The organism is Nocardia sp. TBRC8007, from assembly GCF_056629435.1.
In genome coordinates, this window is the sequence record NZ_JBWSOR010000001.1 from 220,616 (window position 1) to 243,550 (window position 22,935).

Annotated in this window: 14 protein-coding genes; 13 read left to right on the forward strand and 1 reads right to left on the reverse strand. The window is 64.6% G+C overall.

Annotated features, from left to right (window positions below; translation table 11 throughout):
- Window positions 1-35 precede the first annotated feature (35 nt).
- Window positions 36-1,271, reverse strand: a complete 1,236-nt coding sequence (locus ACX4ZE_RS00965) for a lipase family protein (RefSeq protein WP_480271318.1) — start codon at window positions 1,269-1,271, stop codon at window positions 36-38.
- A 778-nt stretch (window positions 1,272-2,049) separates the two neighbouring features.
- Here ACX4ZE_RS00965 and ACX4ZE_RS00970 point away from each other — a divergent pair.
- From ACX4ZE_RS00970 to ACX4ZE_RS01030, 13 genes are all read left to right on the forward strand, one after another.
- A complete protein-coding gene (locus ACX4ZE_RS00970; protein ID WP_480271319.1) occupies window positions 2,050-3,513 on the forward strand; it encodes an MDR family MFS transporter in 1,464 nt (487 codons plus the stop codon).
- A 945-nt stretch (window positions 3,514-4,458) separates the two neighbouring features.
- Complete coding sequence (locus ACX4ZE_RS00975) at window positions 4,459-4,728, forward strand: acyl carrier protein (protein WP_480271320.1); 270 nt, start codon at window positions 4,459-4,461, stop codon at window positions 4,726-4,728.
- Window positions 4,725-10,655 carry an aminotransferase class III-fold pyridoxal phosphate-dependent enzyme gene (locus ACX4ZE_RS00980; protein ID WP_480271321.1) on the forward strand — a complete coding sequence of 1,977 codons (5,931 nt, stop codon included), beginning with the start codon at window positions 4,725-4,727 and terminating at the stop codon, window positions 10,653-10,655. The genes ACX4ZE_RS00975 and ACX4ZE_RS00980 overlap by 4 nt, the downstream gene beginning before the upstream one ends.
- Window positions 10,652-11,509, forward strand: coding sequence for a hypothetical protein (locus ACX4ZE_RS00985; protein WP_480271322.1), 858 nt, complete (start codon window positions 10,652-10,654; stop codon window positions 11,507-11,509). The genes ACX4ZE_RS00980 and ACX4ZE_RS00985 overlap by 4 nt, the downstream gene beginning before the upstream one ends.
- Window positions 11,506-11,760 carry an acyl carrier protein gene (locus ACX4ZE_RS00990; protein WP_480271323.1) on the forward strand — a complete coding sequence of 85 codons (255 nt, stop codon included), beginning with the start codon at window positions 11,506-11,508 and terminating at the stop codon, window positions 11,758-11,760. Before ACX4ZE_RS00985 ends, ACX4ZE_RS00990 begins: the two co-directional genes overlap by 4 nt.
- A complete protein-coding gene (locus ACX4ZE_RS00995) occupies window positions 11,757-13,505 on the forward strand; it encodes an AMP-binding protein (protein WP_480271324.1) in 1,749 nt (582 codons plus the stop codon). The genes ACX4ZE_RS00990 and ACX4ZE_RS00995 overlap by 4 nt, the downstream gene beginning before the upstream one ends.
- Window positions 13,502-14,896, forward strand: a complete 1,395-nt coding sequence (locus tag ACX4ZE_RS01000; RefSeq protein ID WP_480271325.1) for a cytochrome P450 — start codon at window positions 13,502-13,504, stop codon at window positions 14,894-14,896. The genes ACX4ZE_RS00995 and ACX4ZE_RS01000 overlap by 4 nt, the downstream gene beginning before the upstream one ends.
- Before the next feature lie 67 nt (window positions 14,897-14,963).
- Window positions 14,964-17,711, forward strand: a complete 2,748-nt coding sequence (locus tag ACX4ZE_RS01005) for a PEP/pyruvate-binding domain-containing protein (RefSeq protein ID WP_480271326.1) — start codon at window positions 14,964-14,966, stop codon at window positions 17,709-17,711.
- A complete protein-coding gene (locus ACX4ZE_RS01010; RefSeq protein ID WP_480271327.1) occupies window positions 17,708-19,000 on the forward strand; it encodes an aminotransferase class I/II-fold pyridoxal phosphate-dependent enzyme in 1,293 nt (430 codons plus the stop codon). Before ACX4ZE_RS01005 ends, ACX4ZE_RS01010 begins: the two co-directional genes overlap by 4 nt.
- A 1-nt stretch (window position 19,001) precedes the next feature.
- On the forward strand, window positions 19,002-20,408 hold the full coding sequence (locus tag ACX4ZE_RS01015) for a nucleotidyltransferase domain-containing protein (protein WP_480271328.1): 1,407 nt from the start codon (window positions 19,002-19,004) through the stop codon (window positions 20,406-20,408).
- On the forward strand, window positions 20,405-21,139 hold the full coding sequence (locus ACX4ZE_RS01020; RefSeq protein WP_480271329.1) for an HAD family hydrolase: 735 nt from the start codon (window positions 20,405-20,407) through the stop codon (window positions 21,137-21,139). The genes ACX4ZE_RS01015 and ACX4ZE_RS01020 overlap by 4 nt, the downstream gene beginning before the upstream one ends.
- A complete protein-coding gene (locus ACX4ZE_RS01025) occupies window positions 21,124-22,065 on the forward strand; it encodes a diacylglycerol/lipid kinase family protein (RefSeq protein ID WP_480271330.1) in 942 nt (313 codons plus the stop codon). Before ACX4ZE_RS01020 ends, ACX4ZE_RS01025 begins: the two co-directional genes overlap by 16 nt.
- Before the next feature lie 70 nt (window positions 22,066-22,135).
- Window positions 22,136-22,915, forward strand: a complete 780-nt coding sequence (locus ACX4ZE_RS01030) for an SDR family NAD(P)-dependent oxidoreductase (RefSeq protein ID WP_480271331.1) — start codon at window positions 22,136-22,138, stop codon at window positions 22,913-22,915.
- The last annotated feature ends 20 nt before the right edge of the window (window positions 22,916-22,935 follow it).

Consider the following 22,935-nt stretch of genomic DNA (forward strand, 5'->3'; position numbering starts at 1 on the left):
GAGCTGCTCCGCGTCCGGATGTGGACGGAATTCGATCAGCAGGTGCTAGGGGCGGGCTCACCACGCACCCGGCCCTCCATCCACATCATCACCTCAGGGGCGCCGAGCACCGCCCCGGTCAGATGATCGGAGGGCGGCACCAGCAGCGTCTGCACCGGCACCCCGGCAGCACACCAGCGTCGATTGGTCTGTTCGATCGCGTCGAGCGGGATCAGGCTGTCGGTCGGCGAATGCCACTCGAACACCGGAATTTCCGGCGCTTTGTCGTAGAGTTCCAGGCTATTCTCCCGCAAAATCGCCCGAGCCGCATCGAAGTCGATGATCGAGTCGTTGTTCATGAATTCGCGGGCGCTGCCGCCCGTGCCGATGGTCAGGATCTCAGCGGTGCAGCTGTTGGCCATGGCGTTGCCGACTTCGCGGCCGCGCTGGTTGAGGTACGTGCTGATCGGCAACCGGTCCGGGTATTCTCGCTCCAGTCCGATCGCCGCTGCCATCGCCAGTCCGAAGGCCGGGTGCGGTTCGAAGCCGAGTACATTGGCCATCGTCTCCAGGTTCATCGGGGTGCCGCCGATAGCCACACCAGCGAGGTCCAGTTCCGGTGCGTATGACGGCTGTTGTGCAGCAGCCCAACCGCTGGCCAAACCACCGCCGGAGTAGCCGGCCAGCACTACCTGGCTATGTTGTGCGGCGAGTTCTGGTAGCCGTTTCACGGCCCGGACGCCGTCGAGCACAACCCGGCCACCCAAACGCGCGGCTCCCAACGCGAAGTACGGGCCGAGATGATCCGGCAGTGCTACGCTCCAGCCCCGCGCGAGCACCGCGTTCAGCATCGGTACGGTCCCGAGCAGATTGGTATCGCCGGAGTACAGCAGATGAGATACCGCGCAGCCGGTGCCGAGCGCATTGATGAAGTGTTGATACGACAGGAGCGGCGCGTCTGGTCGATGACCGGCGGGGGTAACGACTGTGGTGGTTGCCGCGATCGGCACGCCGTTCGTGTTACTGGAGCGGAATTGCACCAGTGTGACGCTTGCGCCGGGGAATACCGGCAGCGGTGGTAGTGCCCGCACATTGAGTACATCACCGGGCTGGTGCGCCGCTAGATCCGCCGGAGCGGCATAGAAAGGATCCGGATCGGGCCACGGATAGATCGGTTCCGCGGTTGCTGTTGTTGCCGACAGCCCGAGTGCGACGCCGCTGCCGAGCGCAGCGAGAACCCGGGCCCACCTAGTGCGTCTGCCGCCGAGAGAAAGAGGAAACCGACGAGTCACGACCTGACCTCCTAGACCTCCATGGGTAGTTCGTAGTCCGCGGGATTCAGCGGACCAGCGAGCTCGATGTCCAGCACAAGATCACTGGCAAATACACAGCGACACATCCCAAGGGGGTTCAACTGCCGCGGCCGTAGTGCTGCCCAGCCTATGTCGCTTGCGGAAAACCGCTACTCGCGATGAGTAGAAGTTGTCGGAGAATGCTCGCAGAGTATGTCTTTTAAGTCTCTGACAAGCGTAAATATGGATGTTGCTTGTAGCGGTCATACGGGCCTCGCACATATCCGGTTGGAAACAAGAAGCAGACATACAGACAGCTTCCGGTCGCTGATGATCACGGTACCAAGCCGGAGTCAGTGTTGTGGCAAATATTTCGCAAATCATGAGTCCGGCTCGGCTTCTCGCAGTGCGAGCAGGACGGCTGCGGCGAGAGAGGCTGAGTGGCGTCAGTTCACGCTGTTCGGGTGGTGACAATTTCGGTGAAGCCCGAAATATCCCTATTTGGCGCTGTCGGCCGGAGCTGGAGGTAAGTGACCAGACTCACAAATTGGTATCGGCAACTCGTCAGCAAGGAGGCTGAACAGCCATTTCTGGATAAGACGCAGGCTGGTCGGCGAGAAAACCGGATGACTTGTGTCGGTACCGATCGGAATACTGACCTGCGCCCGATGAGTTCGAGCAACCGACTCCGTCTCGATCGCTGTGGCATCGGGGCGCGATTCGATGACTTGGCAGGGCCCACGTACTTTGTCGACACCCCACGATCCGGAGGTATCCGATGTCTGTCGAACCATCCGCCCTCGCCTCCAAGGGGCGGACGCCGACCGTCATCCGGGTGCTGATGTCCGCGACTTTTGTGGTGATCCTGAACGAGACCATCATGATCAACGCGATCCCGCGGTTGATGACGGATCTCGAGGTCACTGAGCGTGCGGCGCAGTGGGTGTCCACCGCGTTCATGTTGACGATGGCGGCGGTCATTCCCACAACCGGCTGGTTCCTGCAGCGCGTGACAACTCGACAGGCGTATACCGCGGCGATGGGAGTCTTCCTGGTGGGCACCGCGCTGTCGGCAATCGCGCCGTCGTTCGTGGTGCTGCTCCTAGGGCGGATCATCCAAGCCGGCGGCACCGCGGTGATGATGCCGTTGTTGATGACCACACTGATGACAGTGGTGCCCGAGCACGACCGTGGCAGGGTGATGGGCAATGTCACCCTGGCTATTTCAGTGGCGCCGGCGCTGGGACCGGTACTGTCCGGAGTAGTGCTGCACGTCGGTTCGTGGCGGTGGCTTTTCGTGCTGGTGCTGCCGATCGCGGGGGTGATCACCTGGCTGGGCCTGCGCAGGCTGGAGAATATCGGTGAACCACAAGCCGGCGTGATCGACACAGCCAGTGTGGCCCTGGCCGCGCTCGGGTTCGGTGGGCTGGTGTTCGGGCTCAGTCGGTTCGAGAGCGGGAACTTCATCAGCCCGGCCCTGATCATCGCCGCTGGCTCAGCCTTCATCGCGGTGTTCGTGTTCCGCCAGTCGCGCCTGCAACGTATCGGCAGCCCGCTGCTGGATCTGCGAGTTCTACGGTTCGGCACCTATACGAAGGCATTGATTCTGATGTCGGTCGGGTTCATGGTGATGCTCGGTGCGATGATCCTGCTGCCGCTGTATTTACAGAACCTGCGTGGCCTGACCCCATTGGCGACCGGCATGCTGGTGATGCCGGGTGGGTTGGCGATGGGGTTGCTCGGTCCGACCGTAGGGCGCGTGTTCGACCGGTTCGGCGGGCGTGTGCTGGTGCTTCCCGGGTCGATCGGCATTGCCGTGGCCGTGGCCGGGTTCACCCAGATTTCGATGGCCATGCCGTATTGGCAGCTGCTGGCTCTGCATGTTCTGCTGATGGTGTCGCTGGCCGCGACCTTCACTCCGGTCTTCACACTCGGTCTAGGCGCATTACCGCAACAGCTCTACTCGCACGGCAGCTCCATGCTCGGCACCTTGCAGCAGGTCGCCGCGGCTTTCGGCACTGCGTTGGTGGTGACGGTGATGTCGACCCGCAGTGCTGTCCTCATCGCCGATGGCGCCGACCTCGCCATCGGCCACCTCGGCGGTATGCGCCTGGCTTTCCTCCTCTCCGCGGTCTTGGCGCTGATCATGGTTGTTATGGCGATACTGTTGCCGAGCCGGGACGCCGCTGCGGAAGCAGCATCCGGCACCGAGGCCACGACAGCGGAGTTGGTCAAGGGCTGAACGGGATTCGGCACGACGAAGCCCCCTGGATTCCAGGGGGCTTCGTCGTATGGTGCGGGCCTTCGAATCGGTCTCGACAGGAGTCGTGCCCAGATGAAGCGGTTGCCCCTCAGGACGGCACGACGTGGGCTGCTCGTTCGTCCTGGAAGTGTGTGACCGTCTATGCGCGGTTCGGTGTGCGGCCACTTGTGCTGTGGCCCATCGCTACCCGATCTATACATCGGTCGGGGACCAGGTGGTGCGTTGGTATGGCTGGTCACATCAACTCCGCATACTGTCGATAGGAAATGAAAGGCATCACACATGTTCAGAGTCCTTGGGGTTAGCTGGGAATCGTTTCGATCCATTGCCGTAGTGGCCTGGACAAAATTTTGATATTCGACTTGACATTATTGCTGAAATACGCTAGTCGTCGTTCGATGTATAGATACATACCGGTTGGTATTTATTGTTGACTTGCCGCTCGATGAATAAGCTGTGAACAGCGCATTCTCCAGATTTGACATCTTGATGTATCTCGCAGTAACAGATATCTGATCAGTCACCTGCCACTTCTTTGTCAAATCGTCTGAGATAGTTTATATCCACTTTAATTTACTCAATCTACTGATTTGTTTTTGGAAACAAATTGAACAAAATTAACCCAAGAATTGCTTGTGTTGAAAAGCGTAGTCCGGCAAAAGTTTCTGGATTGCAGCTAGCAAAATGCAGGTGTACAGATGTGGGGGTGCGCGGTGGTGTCGCGACACCCTCGTGCGGATGGCGAGATGGCGAGTCCCGTCGTCTCGTTCGTGGAAACCGGAAGGCAGGCATCCACAGGCTCATCGCGTGTTGAAACCGCGTTGAACTGTGAAAACGCAGCCTTGAACGGTTGCTGGAGCGTCGATCGGCGCATGTAATCGCGCGCGGAGGAAATGCCTGCCGCGCGGCGGAGGGAGACGCTGAATGAATGTATCCAACGCTGTGGGTGAACGGGTGCTGGCGATGTTCTCACGTGGTCTGCATGTGATCGAAATCGATAGGGACACTCCGTTACTGGACTACGGCTTGGACTCGGTGCGGTCGGTGGAGTTGGTGATCGAGCTCGAGCGGGAGTTCGACATCACAATCTCCGACGAGGAGGCCGCACAGTTGCATACTGCGCGGGAAGTGATCGCCTGCGTGCTGGCGAAGACGGCGCACGAACGGCGTGCGGGGGCCGGGGCGCGAGCGTGACCGCCTATCCCGAGCCACAGGAATCAGCAGCGACTGCCGCACCCGGCTTGTTCGCTGATTTCACCGAGTACAACCGCCCCGGTCTGGCCCGATTGTTGCGGGCCTGCCACCTGGATGTGGTGTATGCCGCCGCGGAAGGCGATTACCTCGTCCGTGCCGATGGCACCAGAGTCCTGGATCTTGTCGGTGGTTTCGGTGCCGCGTTATTCGGACACAACCATCCGGAGCTGGTGCGTACGGCGACGGCGCTGTTGAACCAACAGGTGCCCTTCGTAGCACAGGGTAGTGTCCGACCGGGGGTGGCACGGCTGGCGCGGCGACTGTCGGAGTCGGTCGGGGCGAGCACCGGCCGGGAGTATGTCGTCACCTTCGGCTCCACGGGAGCCGATGCGGTCGAAGCGGCGATTCGACATGCCACAGTCGCGCACCTACGCGCACTGTCCGAGTTAGAGGCCGAGACCCGGCGCACGCTGCGGCGGTTGCGCCGCGACCGGCTGCACGATGTGCGTCCGGCGGCGCCTGCCGACGACGCCGAACCGCGGACGGCTGCCGCGGTGCTCACCGAGACATTGGCGCATATCGCGCGGCTGCGTGAGCGTGGTCCGGTATTCGTCTCGCTAGCGGGCGCATTCCACGGCAAGAGTGTTGGGGCTTTCGCGCTCACCGAACAAGCCGATACCCCGGTCGATCTGGTGGTTCCAGGCCCGGAGCGGCACCGGCTCACCACCTGGGCAGCCGACGATGTGGTAGAGGCGTTCGCGGACGAACTGTGTCCGGTAGGCGTCATCGGCTTCGACGCCGAGGGAGCCCCGGTGCGCACCTGGCGGCAGCTGTCGCCGGTCGCCGCGGTGTTCGCTGAGCCGGTCCAGGGCGAAGGCGGGGTCAGGGAAATCCCGCACGACACCCTGCGTGCCCTGCGCGAACTTGCAGACCGGCATACGGCAGCGCTGGTCTTCGACGAGATCCAGTGTGGGATGGGGCGTACCGGTACGTTTCTGGCATCGGCGCCGTCCGGGGTGCGTGCGGACTACTATCTGATGTCGAAATCGCTGGGCGGTGGTCTGGTCAAGATTGCCGCAATGCTGGTGGACCGGCTGCACTCCATTTCCGATTTCGGGCGCTACCACACCTCCACCTTCGCCGACGACGAACTGTCTGCGACGGTCGCGTACGCGGCGCTGGACTTGTTGCGCGACAATCAGTTCCGCATCAGTGATGCTGGAGTGAAATTACGGGCCCACCTGGACGCGGTGGCGCGGCGTTGGCCGAAGGAAATCGTGGGTGTGCGCGGGCGCGGCCTGCTCCAAGGAGTGGAACTGCGGGTGCCAGAGCCGGAATCGGCTCTGCTGCGTGAGATCTGCGATCCCGATATGTTCGGCTATGCAGTGGCAGGGTATCTGTTGCACCGGCACGCGATCCGGATGCTGCCGACCCTGTCCGCGCCTACCACGCTGCGCATTCAGCCCTCGGCTTTCGTCACCGACGCCGACCTGGCCCGGCTGGCGGCGGCACTGGACGATGTTGCCGCAGTGCTGCACCGCGGCCAGTACGCCCGGTTGCTGGAGCACCTTGGCGCACCGGTCACTACTGTGACCAGGGCGCCGGACCGCGCGCCGCTGCCTCGGCGTGCCGAGTTGCCACCGGCGCGGGACCGGCACGCACCGACCCGGGTCGCCTTCCTGGCGAACCTGCCCGAGTCCGCGGATCTGCGTCGGTTCGCCCCCGAGCTGGCGACCTGGACCGATGCGGAGTTCGCCGCGCTGTTCGAGCGACTGCGCGCGGTAGCCGATCCGTTCGAGCTGACCAGGCAGATGATCTACTCGCCGAACGGCGCCGAGGTCGAGTTGCTGTTGATCGCGGTGCCGTTGTCGGCCGAACAGATCGTCGCGCACCAGCGGGCGGGCGAGCGCGCCTATGTGCGTGATCTGGTGTTACACGCGGTGGAACAGGCGGCGGCGGCCGGAGCCAAGGTGATCGGGCTGGGTGGCTATACTTCGATCGTCACCGATGCCGCGCGCGAAGTGGCGGAGGACGCCATCACCGTGACGTCCGGTAATTCGCTGACCGCGGCTTGTGCGTTGGAAGTGCTGCGCGCTGAGCTGGTCGCACTCCCGCAGGCACAGCGGCGGGTCGGTATTCTCGGCGCGCTAGGCAATATCGGCGCGGTGATGGCGGAACTCCTCGCACCGCTGGCTGATTCGCTGGTTCTGGTGGGTAGGCCCGGTGCTGGAGCCCGATTGCGTCGGGTGGCGGCCAAGCTACCCGGTACGGTCGTAGTGAGCGAGGATCTCGCCGCTCTGCGGGACTGCCGGGTCGTGGTTACGGCGACCAACTCGGCTGAGCCGTTGGTGGGCGCCCAGCATTTCGCCGCTGATCACCCGGTGTTGATCTGCGATCTGGCCGTGCCAGGCGATGTGGACCCGGCGGTAGCAGAGCACTCACACCTCACCCTGCTCGACGGTGGACGCATGGCATTGCCGCTCGGACAGACCCCTTCCTTTCCCGAAACCGGGTTGCCCGCCGGAATCGTGTACGCGTGCATGGCCGAGACGCTGCTGCTCGGTTTCGAGCCGCGCACCGCGAGCCCATCCTATGGCGCGCTCACCGTGACAGGCGTGCGCGCAGCACGTGAGCTGGCCACCCGTCACGATGTACGCCCGGTGCTGTTGCCGACAGGAGCCACTACCGTGATCACCCCAGTGACCGTGTCCGGTCCTACCCCGATGTTCCTCGGCGCGGCCGACTTCAGCCCATCTTCGGCCGGGGCCAAAGCCGCCACGTTGCACGAATTGCTGGCCGAGGGATTCGATGTCCCGCCCGGCTTCGTGGTGCCCGCCGAGCTGGATCTGGCCGCGGTCTCCGAGGACGAGCTGACCGACTGGGTGCGGGCAATTGGCGGGTTCCCGGTGGCCGCGCGTTCCAGCGGCGTACTCGAAGACCTCGATGACGCCAGTTTCGCGGGTCAGTACGAGTCCTACCTCGACATCACCGACGCGGCCACCCTACGGACCTACATCGAGCAGTGTCGGGCTTCGGTACACAACGAGCGGGTGCAGGCCTATCTATCTCGGCGTGGTCTGGCCGAAGCGGATGCGACGGTGGCCGTCTTGGTGCAGCGTATGGTCGAAGCCCGCTACGCCGGTGTAGGTTTCAGTATCGATGTGCTTTCCGGTATCGAGGAGCACGCGGTGTTGGAGACCTGCCATGGTGTGGGCGAGCGCTTGGTCTCCGGGCAGGTCACCCCTACTCGCTACACGATACGGCTTTCCGACGGCGGCGTGGTGGAGCGTGAGGCGGGGGACGAGGACGTCCACTTGCGCGCGGCCGACACCGAGGCGTTGGCGGCGCTGCTGCTCGAAGTGCAGGCGCGGCGGCATCGGCCGCAGGACATCGAATGGGCGATCGATGCCGAGGGCGCACTGTGGCTATTGCAGTCGCGCGCGGTGACAACGATCTACTGGCGCACCGATATCGCCCAGTTCTCGGATGCGGATCTGCGCGACGGTGGGGTTTCGGCCCGGGTGTGCACGCCGATGATGTTCTCGTTGTACGACAACGCTTTCCAGCACTCGATGCAGCGGTTCTTCGAGAGACTCGGGCTGGCGGAGCCGGGCGAGGAACCGGACTGGATGGCTATGTACTACGGTCGGGCCTACTGGAACGTGAGTGCGGCGAAGAAATGCTTCCAGCGCATTCCCGGTTTCGATGAGCAGCATTTCGACGACGACCTCGGCGTGCTCAACGAATACGGTCCGGAAGGACCGATTCGCACTCCTAACTCGCCGTTGACCATCGCCCGAGCACTGCCTGTCGCTTTAGCGGTGCAGCGCAGTTACCGAGAACAGCTCGCCGCCGTCGACACGTTCGCCGCGAGCTGGCCGGCGAAATACGCGGCCTGGCGAGAACGGGTACGCGCGCTGCCGCAGACCGATGAGGCGACGTTCGCCGCCGATCTCGCCGATTGCCTGCTCACCGTGCACGCTGTCACCGAGCGCACCTACTTCACCACCATCTATCACAACTCCAGCCTGCAGACCGATGTCAAACAACTGCTGGACAAGATCGACGCCGCGACCGGGGCGACCACCTCGGCCATCGACCTCATGGGTGGTCTCGCCGAGATAAGTCATATGGCGTTGCAGCGCGGTATCGTCGAATTACACCGCGTGGCAGTCGAATCCGGACTCGATAGCCCGGCGTGGGAGTCGGCGCTCGCCGATTTCCTCGATGAGCAAGGCTTCCACGCCGACGCCGAGCTCGACTTGACCTGCCCACGCTGGTCGGAGGACCCGCAGCGGGTGCGGTCGATGATCGAGGTGATGCTCGACCACGGCACCGCGCCCGCCGATCCCGCGGTCACCCTGGTGGAACAGCGCAAACGCTACGAGAACGAGTTGGCGGCATTGCGTGCCAGGGTCCGTGCCCGGCCGATGACGCGGATGCGCTACGCCAAGTCGCTGGACAAGCAGATCGAGCGGATGCGGCGCTATCTCGTCGCCCGTGAGCGAATGCGAGAATTCTCTTCGCAGTATTACGCCGTGGTGCGAGCCTACGTGGTGGAAGCGGGCACTCGGCTGGTCGCCGCGGGCACGCTGGAACATGCCGACGACGTGTTCCAGCTGACCATCCACGAGCTGTCCGATCTGGTCTCGGGCCGGTTGACCGTAGCCGAGCTCGCGCCTGTAATCGCTTACCGCCGTGCTATGTACGCGGGCTACCGTGATCTGACACCGCCGCACGAACTCGGCGGTGGAGTGACCGTCGCGGCGGAGCGCGCAGTCGGTGACGGCGACCTGTCCGGTCTCGGCTGTAGTCCGGGTGTGGCCGAAGGCACGGCGCGAGTGATCACCTCCCTGGCGCATATCGACCAGCTGCGTGAGGGCGACATTCTGGTCACCCGCTTCACCGACCCTGGCTGGACGCCCGCATTGGGTTTGGTGGCCGGAGTAGTCACCGAGGTAGGCGGCATGCTCTCGCACGCCGCTGTGATCGGCCGCGAGTACGGCATTCCCGCTGTGTTGAATGCGGCGGGGGCGACAGAGTCGGTGCGCTCAGGGCAGCGCATCCGGGTCGATGGCAGCTCGGGCCTGGTCCAGATTTTGGATTCCGCCACCGAGGTGGTCCAGGAAATGAGTGCGCCGGAGCCGACGGCCGAAGCGCCTCAGCCGGATATCGCTACTCGCTTTCAGCCAGAAGCGGATCGGCCGCAAGCGGACCGGTCGCCGGTCCGGGTGCTCCACGAAAGAACTACGACCATAACGGATCCTGCCGCATCGCGCGGCGCAGGAAAGGACACAACACTGACCGCACGCAAACGTCTCATCTGCATCGCAGGTGGTGACGGTTCAGGTAAGACCACTCAGGTGGCCAGGATCGCCGCCGAGTTCGAAGCGCAAGGACACAGCGTCGCCGCGGTGACGATCTGGGACGCGTTCCTCGATCCGAAAGTCTCGCCGAAACTGCCTTGGAACAGCCCCGCCGAGATCTACGGTTATTTGCAGTTGCTCACCCCGCTCAGTCGCGCGCACTTCCTGTTCCATGCCATGCAGCTGTCCTTGGATCTGGCTGCCGAACGCGGCGCGGACATCATGCTCGCGAACGCCTACTGGTACAAGTACTACGCCACCGAGGTCGCCCATGGCGGTGATCCGGCCGTATTGCGTAGCTTGACTGCGGGTTTCCCGGAACCGGATCGCACTTTCTACCTCGCGGTGAGTCCGCAGGACGCGCTGGGCCGCAAGCAGTTGCGCAGTGACTACGAGAGTGGCTACGGCGATGAGGAGTCGTTCTTGGCTTTCCAGCAGCGCAGCCACGATGCGCTCGACGCGTTGTCGGAGGAGCTGGGTTGGATACGGCTCGACGGCACCGCGGCGCCCGCCGAGGTCACCCGCGCCGTGATCGCTCAGCTGAGCGAGGATGACCGATGAGCACCGCTGGTACCCGCCGGGTGGCCCTGGTCGGCATCGACGGCGCGGGCAAGTCCTCGGTGTTGGCCGGGTTGCGCGTGCTTGCCGAGCCCGCCGGGATCGGCAAGTTCGCCTCGATGACCTGTCCCGACTTCCACGACACTCGTGACGTTCCACTCGCCGACCTCTCTCGGCAGTTGAGAGCGTTCAGCGTCGGCTGTGACGAGATCGGTGACGTGGCGATGAAGGCCACCGCGATGTATCTGCAGATGACTCTGTTCGGTCCGGTGGAACAGCATTTTCTGCGTACTTGGGCGCCGGATGTGTTGGTGTGTGAACGGCATCCGCTGATCGAGCTGTTGGTCTACGGCCCGCTCTATGTGGGTCTCGGGGGCACCGATGGGCGTTGCCGCGAGCGGGAGGGCGAGATCGCCGCGGTGTTGGAACGGCATCAACCAGGCACCTTCGCCGACATCCTGGCCTGGCAGCATGCGCAAGCCGAGCGACTTGGTAGCTCACCGGACCCGTGGATGTTGCTATCGGAGATCGCGGAACTGGTCGGTCGTGATGTCGCAGGCGCGATATCCGGTTTCGCCGACCGGTTCCGCACCACGCTGCCTGATGCGGTGTTGTGGCTGGACGCGCCACCGGAACACGCCGCGGCGCGTTGCGTACAGCGGTCGGCGGACGGACCAGTCGAGGCCCACGAGACCGCGGAGCGGCTGACCGCTCTGCGCGCAGGCTACGAGCGGGTGCGCGAAACCCTCGCGATCGCGTTTCCCGAGGTGGGATTCCATCGCATCGAGAGCGGTGACGGGATCGACATCGAGGAATCAGTGCGTGCCTGCGTGATGGAAGGGAAGTTGCTGGGATGAGCACACGCAGCAATGCCGGCGGGTCCGATCTGGAGGCACGGGTCCGCGCGATTGTCGCGGAGGTGCTGTGGGTGTCCGCCGCCGACCTGGACTCGACCACACCATTGGTCGATTACGGGCTCGACTCACCCACTTCCATAGAACTGACCATTCAGCTGGAAACTGCCTTCGCGGTGACGATCCCGGAGGACGTCGCCGCCCGGCTGACCACGGTCGCCACGATCGTGCAATACGTCGAGGACCAGACATGACCACACCGTCCCAGAACTTGCTTCCCGCGCACGCGAGTATCGTGCACGCGCTGCTGGCAGGTGGTGCGCGGGGTACGGAGGCGGCATCGACGATCATCATGCCTGAGCGTGCCACCGCGCACCACGATGCCGACATCTCCCTGAGGCACGACGATCTCGTGGTGATGGCGAGCCGGGCAGCGGCCGGGCTGGCCGCGAGCGGCGTGCGCCGTGGCGACCGGGTGCTGCTGTGCTTGACTACTTCGCCGGAGTTCGTCACAGCGTTCTTCGGCGCACTGCTGCTCGGTGCGGTGCCTACCGCACTCGCCACCCCAGGCGGATTCGGCGCCGCTGAGATCTTCCAGGACCGTTTCACTCGACTGCTGGACTATCTGGAGCCGACTGCCGTTGTGGCAGGCCCTTCGGTGCTGAGCGATATGTCTTTGCCCGCATCGGTGTCCGGGATCGACGCCGAGGGGCTGTATGCGACGGCGAACGAGTTGGATGCTCCCACCGTGACGCCGCACCTACCCGCGCCGGATGAACTCGCGTTCATCCAGGCCACCTCGGGCTCGACCGGGGTGCCGAAGGGAGTGCAGATCACACACGCCAATCTGGCCGCCAACTGCGAGCAGATCGCCCGTGTCGCCACGATCGGCCCCGGCGACACCTGGGTGAGCTGGCTGCCGCTGCATCATGACATGGGTTTGATCGGTGGTTTCCTCACGCCGCTTTTCCGTGGCGTCGATACAGTGCTGCTGCCGCCGAGCCGGTTCTTGCGCCACCCGGCAGACTGGCTGCGCGCAGTTGGCCACTACCGCGGAACACTCACCGCGGCACCGAATTTCGCCTTCGGTTATGCCGCCGCGCGGATCGCCGACCGGGAACTCGACGGAGTGGATCTGTCAGGATGGCGGTTCATGTTCTGCGGCGCCGAACCGATCTATCCACCCACGGTGCAGCGGTTCGTCGACCGATTCCGCGCCTGGGGGTTGCCCGCCGACGCGCTCGTGCCGTGCTACGGGTTGGCCGAAGCATCACTTGCGGTGACGGTCTCGCAGCCGCGCGCACCGCTCGCCCACGACACGGTCTCTCGCCAGAAGCTTGTCGAAGACGGCGTGGTCGTGGATGTTCCTGTCGGTGATGGCGACGGCCTCGACATCGTCGATTGCGGTGCGCCTGTGCCTGGCACCGAGGTCCGTATCCTGGCCGAGGACGGTTCCCTCTGCGGTCCGGACCTCGTGGGCCGCGTGCAGTTCCGTGGGCCGTCCACCACACCAGGTTATTTCCAGCTGCCGGAGACCACGGCCGCGGCGCTGGTGGACGGTTGGTGGGATAGCGGCGATGTCGGTTACCTGCGGGATGGCCGATTGCGGATCACCGGGCGGAGCAAGGATCTGATCATTATCCGCGGGGCGAACTATCTGCCCACCGACTTCGAGATCGCTGCCGAACAAGTGGCGGGGGTACGGCCGGGCGGAGTGGCCGCAGTGGGACGCACCGACGCCGAGGGAATGTCGGAGGATCTGCATCTGATCATTGAAACCACCCTGGACTCCGCCGAGCACGACACATTGGCTCGGGCAGTGCGCGCCGCGGTGAGCAAACGCACCGGGGTGCTGGCCGCTGGTGTGCGGATCGTCGCGCCGCGCAGCATCCCCAAGACCACCAGCGGCAAAGTGCAGCGCGCCGCGGCGCGGCGTCTGCTGGATGACGAGTCGGGAGGCCTCGTCGGCGCCGGACACGGGAAGGACAGCGCGCGATGACTGTGCTGACCAGAACCAGCGAGCGCCGTTTGGATGGTCCTGTGCTGCGGCATCCGCTGGGTGCCTATCCAGAGTATCGGGCCGATCCGCTCACCCTGTTCTATGACAATGCGCTCGCCTATGGCGGCAGTGTGCGGCTGCGGCTGGCGCACCAGCAGGTGCACCTGCTGGTCGAGCCGGAGCATATCGAACAGGTGCTGGTCACTCATGCGGAACGATATGAGAAGGGGATCAGCTACCGAAGTCTGAACTATCTGCTCGGCCCAGGTCTGCTGACCAGCGGTGGCGAACTGTGGAAACGGCAGCGTGCCTTGATCAAACCCGCGTTCGCGCGCAGGCACGTGGAGACCGAGATCCCGCTCATGGTGGAATGCGCCCAGCGGATGCGTACCCGCCTGGACGCGCGTGCCGACGACGGGGCGATATTCGATCTGGTGCCCGAGGTAATGGGGTTCGCTGCCGACGTGGTGTGCCGCGCGGTGCTCGGCGCAGACCTCGACGGTGTGCTACCGCAAATCGAAGACGATGTGCGGCAAGGGGTTTCCTGGGTGATGGAGCATATGTCCGCGCCCATCCAGCTGCCACCGGAGCTGCCGACGCCGGGAAACCGGCGATTGTATCGTGCGCGGCGCCGATTGCACCAGGTGGTGGATGAGGTGATCGGCAAGCACCGGCACACCGAGGGCGATGCCCACTCGCTACTGGCCCGGTTGCTCGCGGCGCGCGACGATGCTGGGCATGCGATGGACGATGAGCAACTGCGCCACGAGGTACTGACCTTCCTGCTGGCTGGGCACGAGACCACCGGAGGGGCACTGGCCTGGACGATCTACGAGCTGTGCCGGAACCCGGCTGTGCTCGACCGAGTGCGCGCCGAGATCGACACGTACCCGGATGCGCTGGACGATCCGGAGGCCGTGCGTGCCGCATTGCCCACGCTGGAGTACACCGGTCGCGCGATCGATGAGGCGATGCGCCTGCATCCCCCGGCGTGGGCGTTCAGCCGCACCGCGCTGGAGACGGACCACTTCGACCGGTTCGACTTGGCCCCTGGCGCGATCGTGGTGATCAGTCCGTTCGTCAACCACCGGCTGCCGCAGTTCTGGGACTCGCCGCTGACCTACGATCCAGACCGATTCACCAAAGAGCGCAATAGGGCGCGTCCCCCGTTCCGGTACTTCCCCTTCGGCTGGGGCGCGCATTTATGCGTGGGCCAGCAGATGGCGCTGATCGAGATCCGGGTGGGTCTCGCGATGCTGCTGTCCCGCTACGACATCGAACTGGTGAACGGGATGCGGGTGCGCGAAAACCCCGAGATCTCGAATACCCCCGACCCAGTCATGATCCGATTGACCCGGCGCGAACACGTTGCCGCACAGGAGGCGCGATGAGACACAATCGCGGAGCGCTGATCGCGCCGATGGGGTGCGGGATCTCCCGCAGGACACAGGAGGCGCGATGACCAGTGTTACCTCTGGCGCGATTATGCGTGCCGAAGCCCTTGCCATGAACCAGGAGCTCGCCGCGTACGCGGGCGCCAAAGCCACCAACCTGGCCAGATTAAAGGCCGCGGGATATCGGGTACCGCCGTTCGCGGTGCTGAGCACTGACGCCTGCGCCCGGGTGCTCGATCCGTCGGCCGACCTTGTCGCCGAGCTGCTGGCCGGACTCGATCCGGACGACCCGGCCGCCTTGCGAGAGGTCTCGGCCCGGATCCGCACGCATATCACGCAACTGCCCTTGCCCGCCGATATCGCGGCTGAGCTCGATACTGTGGTGTCCGAACTGTCCGCCACGGGCTCCGCCCCGGCGGGCGAGGTGCGTTTCGCGGTGCGCTCGTCGGTGCTCGGTGAAGACTCGGCCACCGACTCTTTCGCCGGACAGCTCGATACTGTGCTCAATGTCGCGGCGGCAGATCTGCCTGCCGCGATCGGCACCGTCCTGGCCTCTGCCTGGTCAGAGCGTGCGCTGTTCTACCGGGCTCGCCGTGGCCTCGACGGCGCGCCGATTGCCTGCGCCGTCGTGGTGCAGGTGTTGCTCGACAGCGCCGTATCCGGGGTGGTGTTCAGCTGTAACCCGCAGACCGGCGATCCCACCGAAGCGGTGGTCGCGGCGGCACTCGGATTGGGTGAAGGCGTGGTGGCGGGGACGGTGGATTGTGACACCTACTTCGTCGACCGTGGCACCGGCGCCATCACCTCCCGGGTTGTGGTCGACAAACGCAGCCGTGTGGTGTCTTCGGGGGATGGTGCCGGAACTACCGTCGAAGAGCTGGGCGATGCGGTGACCGGTGCCGTGTTGTCCGACGCGCAGATCCGGGAACTGACCGAGGTAGCGGGTGAGCTCGCCGACCATTTCGGTGCGCCGCAGGATATCGAGTTCGCCTATACATCCGATGGGCGGTTGCATCTGTTGCAGGCCAGGCCGGTCACCGCGACCGGTGCGCGGGAGACCGTCCTCGACAACGTCAATGTCGCCGAATCGTATCCGGGACTGTCGAGTCCGCTCACCTTCTCTGTGTTGCGGGCCGCCTATGAACAGGTCTTCCGTGCCTGTCATCGTGATTTCGGCGCCACCGCGCAGATCGTGGATCGCAATGCCACCGACCTGTACCCCTATCTGGTCGGGACCGCCCGCGGCCGGATCTACTACAACATCACCAACTGGTACCGACTGTTCCTCGAGATACCCGGTATGGAATTCGCCATCGAGGGCTGGGAAGCCGCACTCAATATCGAGAACCGTTATCGGCGGCCGGATGCGCCACCGCGTGGCATTGCCCGGCTGCGGGCGATCATCTTGCGGTTGCGGGTATTCGCGATCATCTTGCTCGGCTGGTTGCGGCTGCCGCGGCGGCTGCGCGCGTTCTTCACCGAATTGGCGGCAAGCACCGCCGACCTCGAACGTAGGCTGGACCCGGACACGCTAGAGCGGGAACGTGATCCCCAGGCGCTACTGGCGTGGACCGAACGTTTCTTCGACGAACTGGTGCCCGCGTATTCGGTGCAGATCTTCAACGACTTCATCGCTCAGCAGATGTTCCATGTGGTCGGACTGCAGCTGAACCGGGCGGGCATGGCCGAGGACGCGGCGCTCACCCTGCGCAATGAGTTGTTCTGTGGCGAGGACGGCGTCGACAGTGTCGATCCGGTGCGCTCTGCGCTCGCGCTCACCGCCATGGTGCGCTCCGATCCCGCGCTGCGCGAGCTGTTCGAGGGCACGGCCGATGCGCATGAGGTGTGGGCGACATTGTCGGACAAGCGGTTCGCAGGCTTCCGTGCCGCCTGCCTGCGGCATATCGCGGAGTTCGGCGACCGTACGGTGGATGAGCTCAAACTCGAAACAGATCCGTTGGGCGAGCATCCGGAGCGACTGGTTCCGATGCTGCGCAATTACTTGCGCGGCGGACAGAACGCCGATGACATGATCGCGCGGGAACAAGCCATCCGGCGCGCGGCAGAGCGCACGGCATCCGCGCTGTTCGCACAGAAACCATTGCAGCGTTTGCTTTTCCGGCTCACTCTCCGGCTCGCTCGGGAGCATGTGAAGCAGCGGGAGAACATGCGGCTCGGCCGCAGCCGCTCCTTCGGCTTGGTGAAGCGGGTGTTCCGGGAATACGGCAAGCAGATGTCCGCTGCCGGTTTGGTGGATGATCCGCGCGATATCTTCTGGCTCACTTATGAGGAGATCATCGCTCTCACTCGCGGTACGGCGGTGGACACCGATGTCGCTCGACTCGTGTCGCTCCGCAAGGCCGATCACGAGCACTGGCGTACCCAACAGCTGCCCTCCCGCATCGTCACCACGGGCATTGCCGCAGCGGGGATCAACGATCCCGCGCTGGAACAACCCCTAGAGGATGCTGTCGAAGGTACGCGGGTGCTGCGCGGCATCGGCTGTGCCCCGGGCCGTATCGAAGCCCCGGCTCTGGTGTTGCACACTCCGGACCCGGATGTGGTGATCGATGGACAGGTGTTGGTAGCCTCGACCACCGATCCCGGCTGGGTGTTCCTCATGGTCGCCGCGGGCGGCCTGGTGAGCGAGCGGGGCAGCCTGCTCTCGCACACCGCCATCATCGGACGCGAACTCGGCATTCCCACGGTCGTCGGCGTCCCGGACGTCACCCGCCTGGTCGGCGACGGTGATGTCCTGGTCTTGGACGGCCGGGCCGGAACAGTGACGCTCGGACAGGAGCAACAATCATGACCGCTCCCGATCTCGCTCATGGTGAGAACTTCAGCCTGGAGCATTATCTCGACCCCGCGGCACACACCTTCGAACAGCGTTTCGCGGAGTTTCATCCGTACGTCGAGCACGCCCGCGGCAGCGGGTTCGTGCTCCGTGAGGTGGCCGGCCCTTCTGGGGCGGTGGTGCCGGTACGCGATCCGGAGACCGGAGCGACCGACGAGCTCATCATGCTCGGGTCCAACAACTATCTCGGCCTCGGCAATGAACCGCAGATCGCCGAGGCCGCTATTGCGGCCATCCGGGAATACGGTGTGGGACACGGCGGTCCGCCGCTGCTCAACGGCACCACCACGGTGCACCGGCAACTCGAGCAACGGCTTGCCGAATCGAAAGGCTGTGAGGCGGCCATGCTCTTCGCCTCCGGCTACGCCGCGAATGTCGGCTGGGTGACCGGTCTGTTGCGCAAGGGCGACATCTTGCTCTACGACGAACAGAGCCACGCGAGTCTCTATGATGGTATCCAGCTCGGTCGAGTGCGTTCGATGGCCTTTGCGCACAACGACCTGGATCATCTGCGCCACCGGCTGATGCAGATCCGCTGGCGCAATCCGGGGGCGAACATCGTGGTGGCTGTCGAGGGTGTGTACTCGATGGACGGTGATATCGCTCCGCTGCCGGAGATTCGCGCGTTGTGTGACGCATTCGGCGCGTGGCTGGCAGTGGATGACGCGCACGGCACCGGCGTGCTAGGTACCTACGGGCACGGCACCGCCGAGCATTTCGGGCTCGGCCCAGGGACAGTGGAGCTGTCTATGGGCACGTTCTCGAAGGCTTTCGCGAGTACCGGCGGTTTTGTGGCCGGTTCCCAGGACTTGGTGGACACTCTGCGCTTCTTCGCCCGCTCCTACATGTTCTCCGCGGCGCTCACGCCGCCAGTGGTCGCATCAGTGCTCGCGGGGATCGACTTCTTGGACGAACATCCCGAGCGGGTGCGGCAACTGCACGACAATGTCACATATTTCGTCCAGGGATTGCGGGCCATGGGCTTCGCGGTAGATCCGCAGACTGCGATCATCCCGATCCTGGTGCCGCAACGTATCGCCGTCGCGGACGTAGTCACCGCCCTGCATCGCGAGGGCGTGTTCGTCAACGGGGTCGAATTCCCGGCTGTTCCCCGTGACCAGCAGCGCCTGCGTATCAGCATGATGGCCACCCTCACCAGGGAACATCTCGATCGCGCGCTGGACAGGATCGCCCTCGTCGCTCGCCGCTTCGGCTTCCATCCCGAACAAGAAGGGATCGCCTGATATGACCGATACTGTGCTCGCCGCGGGTGGAACGGCCGCCGAGCGGCTGCTGGTGCATGCCGCGTTGGCGGCGCCGACTGAGCAGGAACGCGGCGAACTGGCCGAGCTGGCCCACCGGGTCACCGATTGGGCAGCCTTCTTCGAGCTGGCCCAGTTGAACGCGACCGTGCCGCTGGTGCGCCGCTCCCTGCTTGCCGCCGACCTATATTCGCTTGTCCCTCCTGCGGTGCAGGCCCGGTTCGACGCTGTTACGCAGCGGATCGCGACCGCGAACGACCGCAGACTGGCCGGGGTGGTGCCGCTGCTGCGGCGGTTCGACGAAGAGGGCATCCGCTGCGTGGTGCTCAAGGGCATGCTCTTCTCCACCGAGATCTACCACGACCCCGGCTACAAGCGGATGAACGACTTGGACATCCTGCTGGAACCAGAGCAGGTCGACGCGGCTATCGCGATCTATCGTGAGCTGGGTCTGTTCGCGACCTCGGAGCTGCTCGGCAAGGCGCCCAAGGTGCGGGCCGAGCGCTCGCACCACCTGCCGTCGTTCGTCTCCCGCGACGGTGCGCTGGTCGTGGGCACCCATTGGGGACTGATCACACCGCTGACCCCCTACACGATCGACTACGCCTCGATCTGGAAACGAGTGCGGCGCATCGACTTCCACGGCGTTCCTGCATGGGCGATGGCATCCGAGGACAACCTGCACCACCTGGGTATCCACTTGCCCTACTACAAGACCGGGGTCCGCGAACTCGGGGACATCTGGAACCTGGCCCGCTATGCGGGCGCGGATCTCGATTACGAGCTGCTCGCCGCCGAGATCGCCACGGCGGGTACCGAAGGTCTGATGTACCACGCCCTTTCGCTGGCACACCGGCTGGTGCCCAACTCGCAGTTCGCCGCGCTGCTGGACCGGATCGCACCGCGCGTAGACCGGTTCACCCGCGCCGACACCGTGCGCAAGGTCGCGGATGTGCACACGCTGCTGCGTAGCCGCTCCACGCACACCTCCCGCATCGAGAAGGCATACACCGAGTTCAATATGACCGCCGACCCGAAGGAGAAGCTGGACAGCTTCGGCAGATTATGGTCGGGGTTGTTGCTGGCTCCCACGGAGGAGGCGGCCCGGATGAGTTCACTGCGCGATCCGGGTGCTTTCGGTGCTCTCGGCGCTCGAGTGATCGCGCCGTATCGGCTGACCAGGGTGTTCCAGCGCGACCTCGGTAAGTGGTTGTTCCCCGCCGCGCTCGCCAAGACAGTCTACGACCTCGGTGCGTCTTACGCCGGGCAGTTCCGGACGCGCACCGGACTCGGCGGCACCCGTCCCACGCCGCCGGGCATCGATGAATACGCGGCTCGGCTCGGGCTGACCAGGGCGGATCTGCAAGCTGTCCTGGACAGTCAGGAATGAGCGCACCCCCCACCGTGCTGTGGGATCTGGACGGCACCCTGATCGGTCTGCGGCGACGTACCTTCACGACATTGATGCCTGCCGCGGCGGCCTGGGTGTTCCGCGATCTCATGCCGCCACACCGTTTCTTGCCGATGCTACGCCGCACACTGCGTGACGTGCGCGCCAATGACACCGACCACACCAATAGAGAGCTGATGCTGAGCTTGCTCGCCGAGCGAGTCGGCAGCAGCTATGACATGGTCTCAGCCCGCTTGGACCGGCTGGCGGAGGTCGAATTCATCCGGTTGCGCGCGTGTTTCACGCCGCAACCGGAGGCTGTGACGATGGTGCGGCATTTGGCGCAGGCCGGTGCCTGCCAGGTGGTCGCGACTAATCCGCTGTGGCCACGCAGCACCGTGGTGACCAGGCTCGGCTGGGGCGGGCACGATCTCGGCTCGTTCGCCTACCTCACCAGTGGCGAGAACATGCATCGTGCCAAGCCGCGGCTCGACTTCTATCGCGAACTACTCGACCGGCTCGGTGTGGCGGCAGGCGATTGCGTGATGGTCGGTAACGACCCCGGCAACGACGGACCGGCAACGCAGTTGGGGATTCCAGTCTTCCTGCTCGGTGCCAGGATCGCCGAGGTGCCTGTCGCGATGACCAGGACCGGATTGGTCACCACCGGCGACTATCGCGCATTGCGTCGGTGGCTCGGTATCGAGGAGGATCCATGCTTGTCGTCTTGAACCCGCAGTCGAATGCGGGCACCGCGCTGCAGCGCTGGAAACCGGTGGAAACCATACTGCGCGAGCGGTATCCAGACTTGACTGTCGAATTGCCCGCAGACGAGCAAGCCGCCGCCGAGGTCGTGCGCACGGCCGTCACCCGCCCGGATCCGCCCGCAGTGCTCGTGGCCGCTGGTGGCGACGGCATGGTGAACTTGGTGCTGAACGCGCTTATGGATCCGGAAACCGATCGCCCGCGGGCCGCGGGCTCGGCGCTCGGCGCCGTGGGTCTCGGCAGCTCCAACGATTTCCACAAGCCGATGTCCGAAACCTCGCATGTGGGTACCGTCCCGGTGCGGCTGGATGCCGCGTGCGCCGAACTCGCCGATGTGGGCAAGGCCAGCATGCTGCTATCGGACGGTACGCACGTCGTCCGCTATTTCTTGCTCAATGCCAGCATGGGGTTGGTCGCGGCGGGCAATCACTCGTTCAACCACGCCACCGGCTTACTCAGCTGGCTCAAGGCACGTAGCGTCGACGCCGCTATCCTCGCCACAGCGTTGGCGACTATCGCCACCCACCGGCCGCTGCCGGTCACGGTGCGTGGTGGCGACTGGGTCCACACCGCACCGATCACCAACGTCGGCGTGCTCAAAAGCGTGCACTTCGCCGGTGGCATGCACTACGACACCGCGGTCACCCGCGCCGATGGTCAGTTCGATGTGAATATCTGGTCCGCGGCCGGTCGGCTACGGGTGCTCGGCCTGATCGCCGGATTGTACGCAGGTCGGTTCCGACGCTCGGGGCTGGCGGTGTGCTATCGGGACACAACGGTGGAGCTGCGGCCGGATCGTCCGACCCCGTTGGAGCTGGACGGGGAGATAACAGTAGTGGAATCGGCGCGGTTGGAAGTTCTTCCACGCGTACTGCGAGTGTGCACAACATGAGCGGTCAGGCCCGGAGGCGGCAGCGTGGTGTCACCACGCAGGGTCCCGCTCATGGAAGAAAGGACACAACATGACCGTCGTACTCATCACAGGAGCCGCGAATGGTATGGGCGCGGCTACTATTCATCATCTCGAGAACCTGGGGTATACGGTCGAGGGCTGCGACGTGGTAGCGGCACCTGGCCTCGATGAAGTGGACGTGCGCGATACGGCGGCGGTGGACCGCTGGGTGCGCGAGGCACATACCAGGCACGGCCGGATCGACGCGGTGGTCACTTTCGCGGCCTACGGTGTAGTCGGGTCGGTCGAGGAGACCACCCCGGAGGAGGCCGCGGCGCTGTTCGACACCAATGTGCTCGGCACGCAGCGGGCGCTGCGCGCCGTAATGCCGCTGTTCCGTAAACAAGGGGCGGGTAGGGCGATCGTGGTGAGCTCGGGAGCTGGTGCGATCGCCGAGCCGTACGGCGGTTGGTACTCGGCGACGAAGGCGGCAGTCGAGCGGATCGGTGAAGCAGCACGGATGGAGGCGGCCGGTTTCGGTGCGCAGGTGTCAGTGCTCATCCCGGGATGGACCGTTACCCCGATCATCGAAGCGGCCGAGCACGTGAGCGCCCCGATCGCCGCGTACGACAGCGACCGCGCATCTGTGCTGGACTTGGTGCGCGGCTACTTGGCGGCGGGACAGCCCGCTACGGCGGTCGCCGAAAAGGTCGCCATGATCCTTGCGGCCGACCGGCCCCGGCCGAGTTATCTCTGCGGCAAGGACGTGCGATTGTCCTTCTGGACTCGCCGACTGGTGCCCGCGCGCGTATACGAGCGACTGGTGCAGCAGTATTACGGATTTCGGTAGTTGCCGATAGCGCATTTCGG

Coding starts and splice junctions, on each gene's coding strand:
- ACX4ZE_RS00970 (WP_480271319.1), top strand. CDS start 2,050: ATGTCTGTCGAACCATCCGCCCTCGCCTCCAAGGGGCGGACGCCGACC.
- ACX4ZE_RS00975 (WP_480271320.1), top strand. CDS start 4,459: ATGAATGTATCCAACGCTGTGGGTGAACGGGTGCTGGCGATGTTCTCA.
- ACX4ZE_RS00985 (WP_480271322.1), top strand. CDS start 10,652: ATGAGCACCGCTGGTACCCGCCGGGTGGCCCTGGTCGGCATCGACGGC.
- ACX4ZE_RS00990 (WP_480271323.1), top strand. CDS start 11,506: ATGAGCACACGCAGCAATGCCGGCGGGTCCGATCTGGAGGCACGGGTC.
- ACX4ZE_RS00995 (WP_480271324.1), top strand. CDS start 11,757: ATGACCACACCGTCCCAGAACTTGCTTCCCGCGCACGCGAGTATCGTG.
- ACX4ZE_RS01000 (WP_480271325.1), top strand. CDS start 13,502: ATGACTGTGCTGACCAGAACCAGCGAGCGCCGTTTGGATGGTCCTGTG.
- ACX4ZE_RS01005 (WP_480271326.1), top strand. CDS start 14,964: ATGACCAGTGTTACCTCTGGCGCGATTATGCGTGCCGAAGCCCTTGCC.
- ACX4ZE_RS01010 (WP_480271327.1), top strand. CDS start 17,708: ATGACCGCTCCCGATCTCGCTCATGGTGAGAACTTCAGCCTGGAGCAT.
- ACX4ZE_RS01015 (WP_480271328.1), top strand. CDS start 19,002: ATGACCGATACTGTGCTCGCCGCGGGTGGAACGGCCGCCGAGCGGCTG.
- ACX4ZE_RS01020 (WP_480271329.1), top strand. CDS start 20,405: ATGAGCGCACCCCCCACCGTGCTGTGGGATCTGGACGGCACCCTGATC.
- ACX4ZE_RS01025 (WP_480271330.1), top strand. CDS start 21,124: ATGCTTGTCGTCTTGAACCCGCAGTCGAATGCGGGCACCGCGCTGCAG.
- ACX4ZE_RS01030 (WP_480271331.1), top strand. CDS start 22,136: ATGACCGTCGTACTCATCACAGGAGCCGCGAATGGTATGGGCGCGGCT.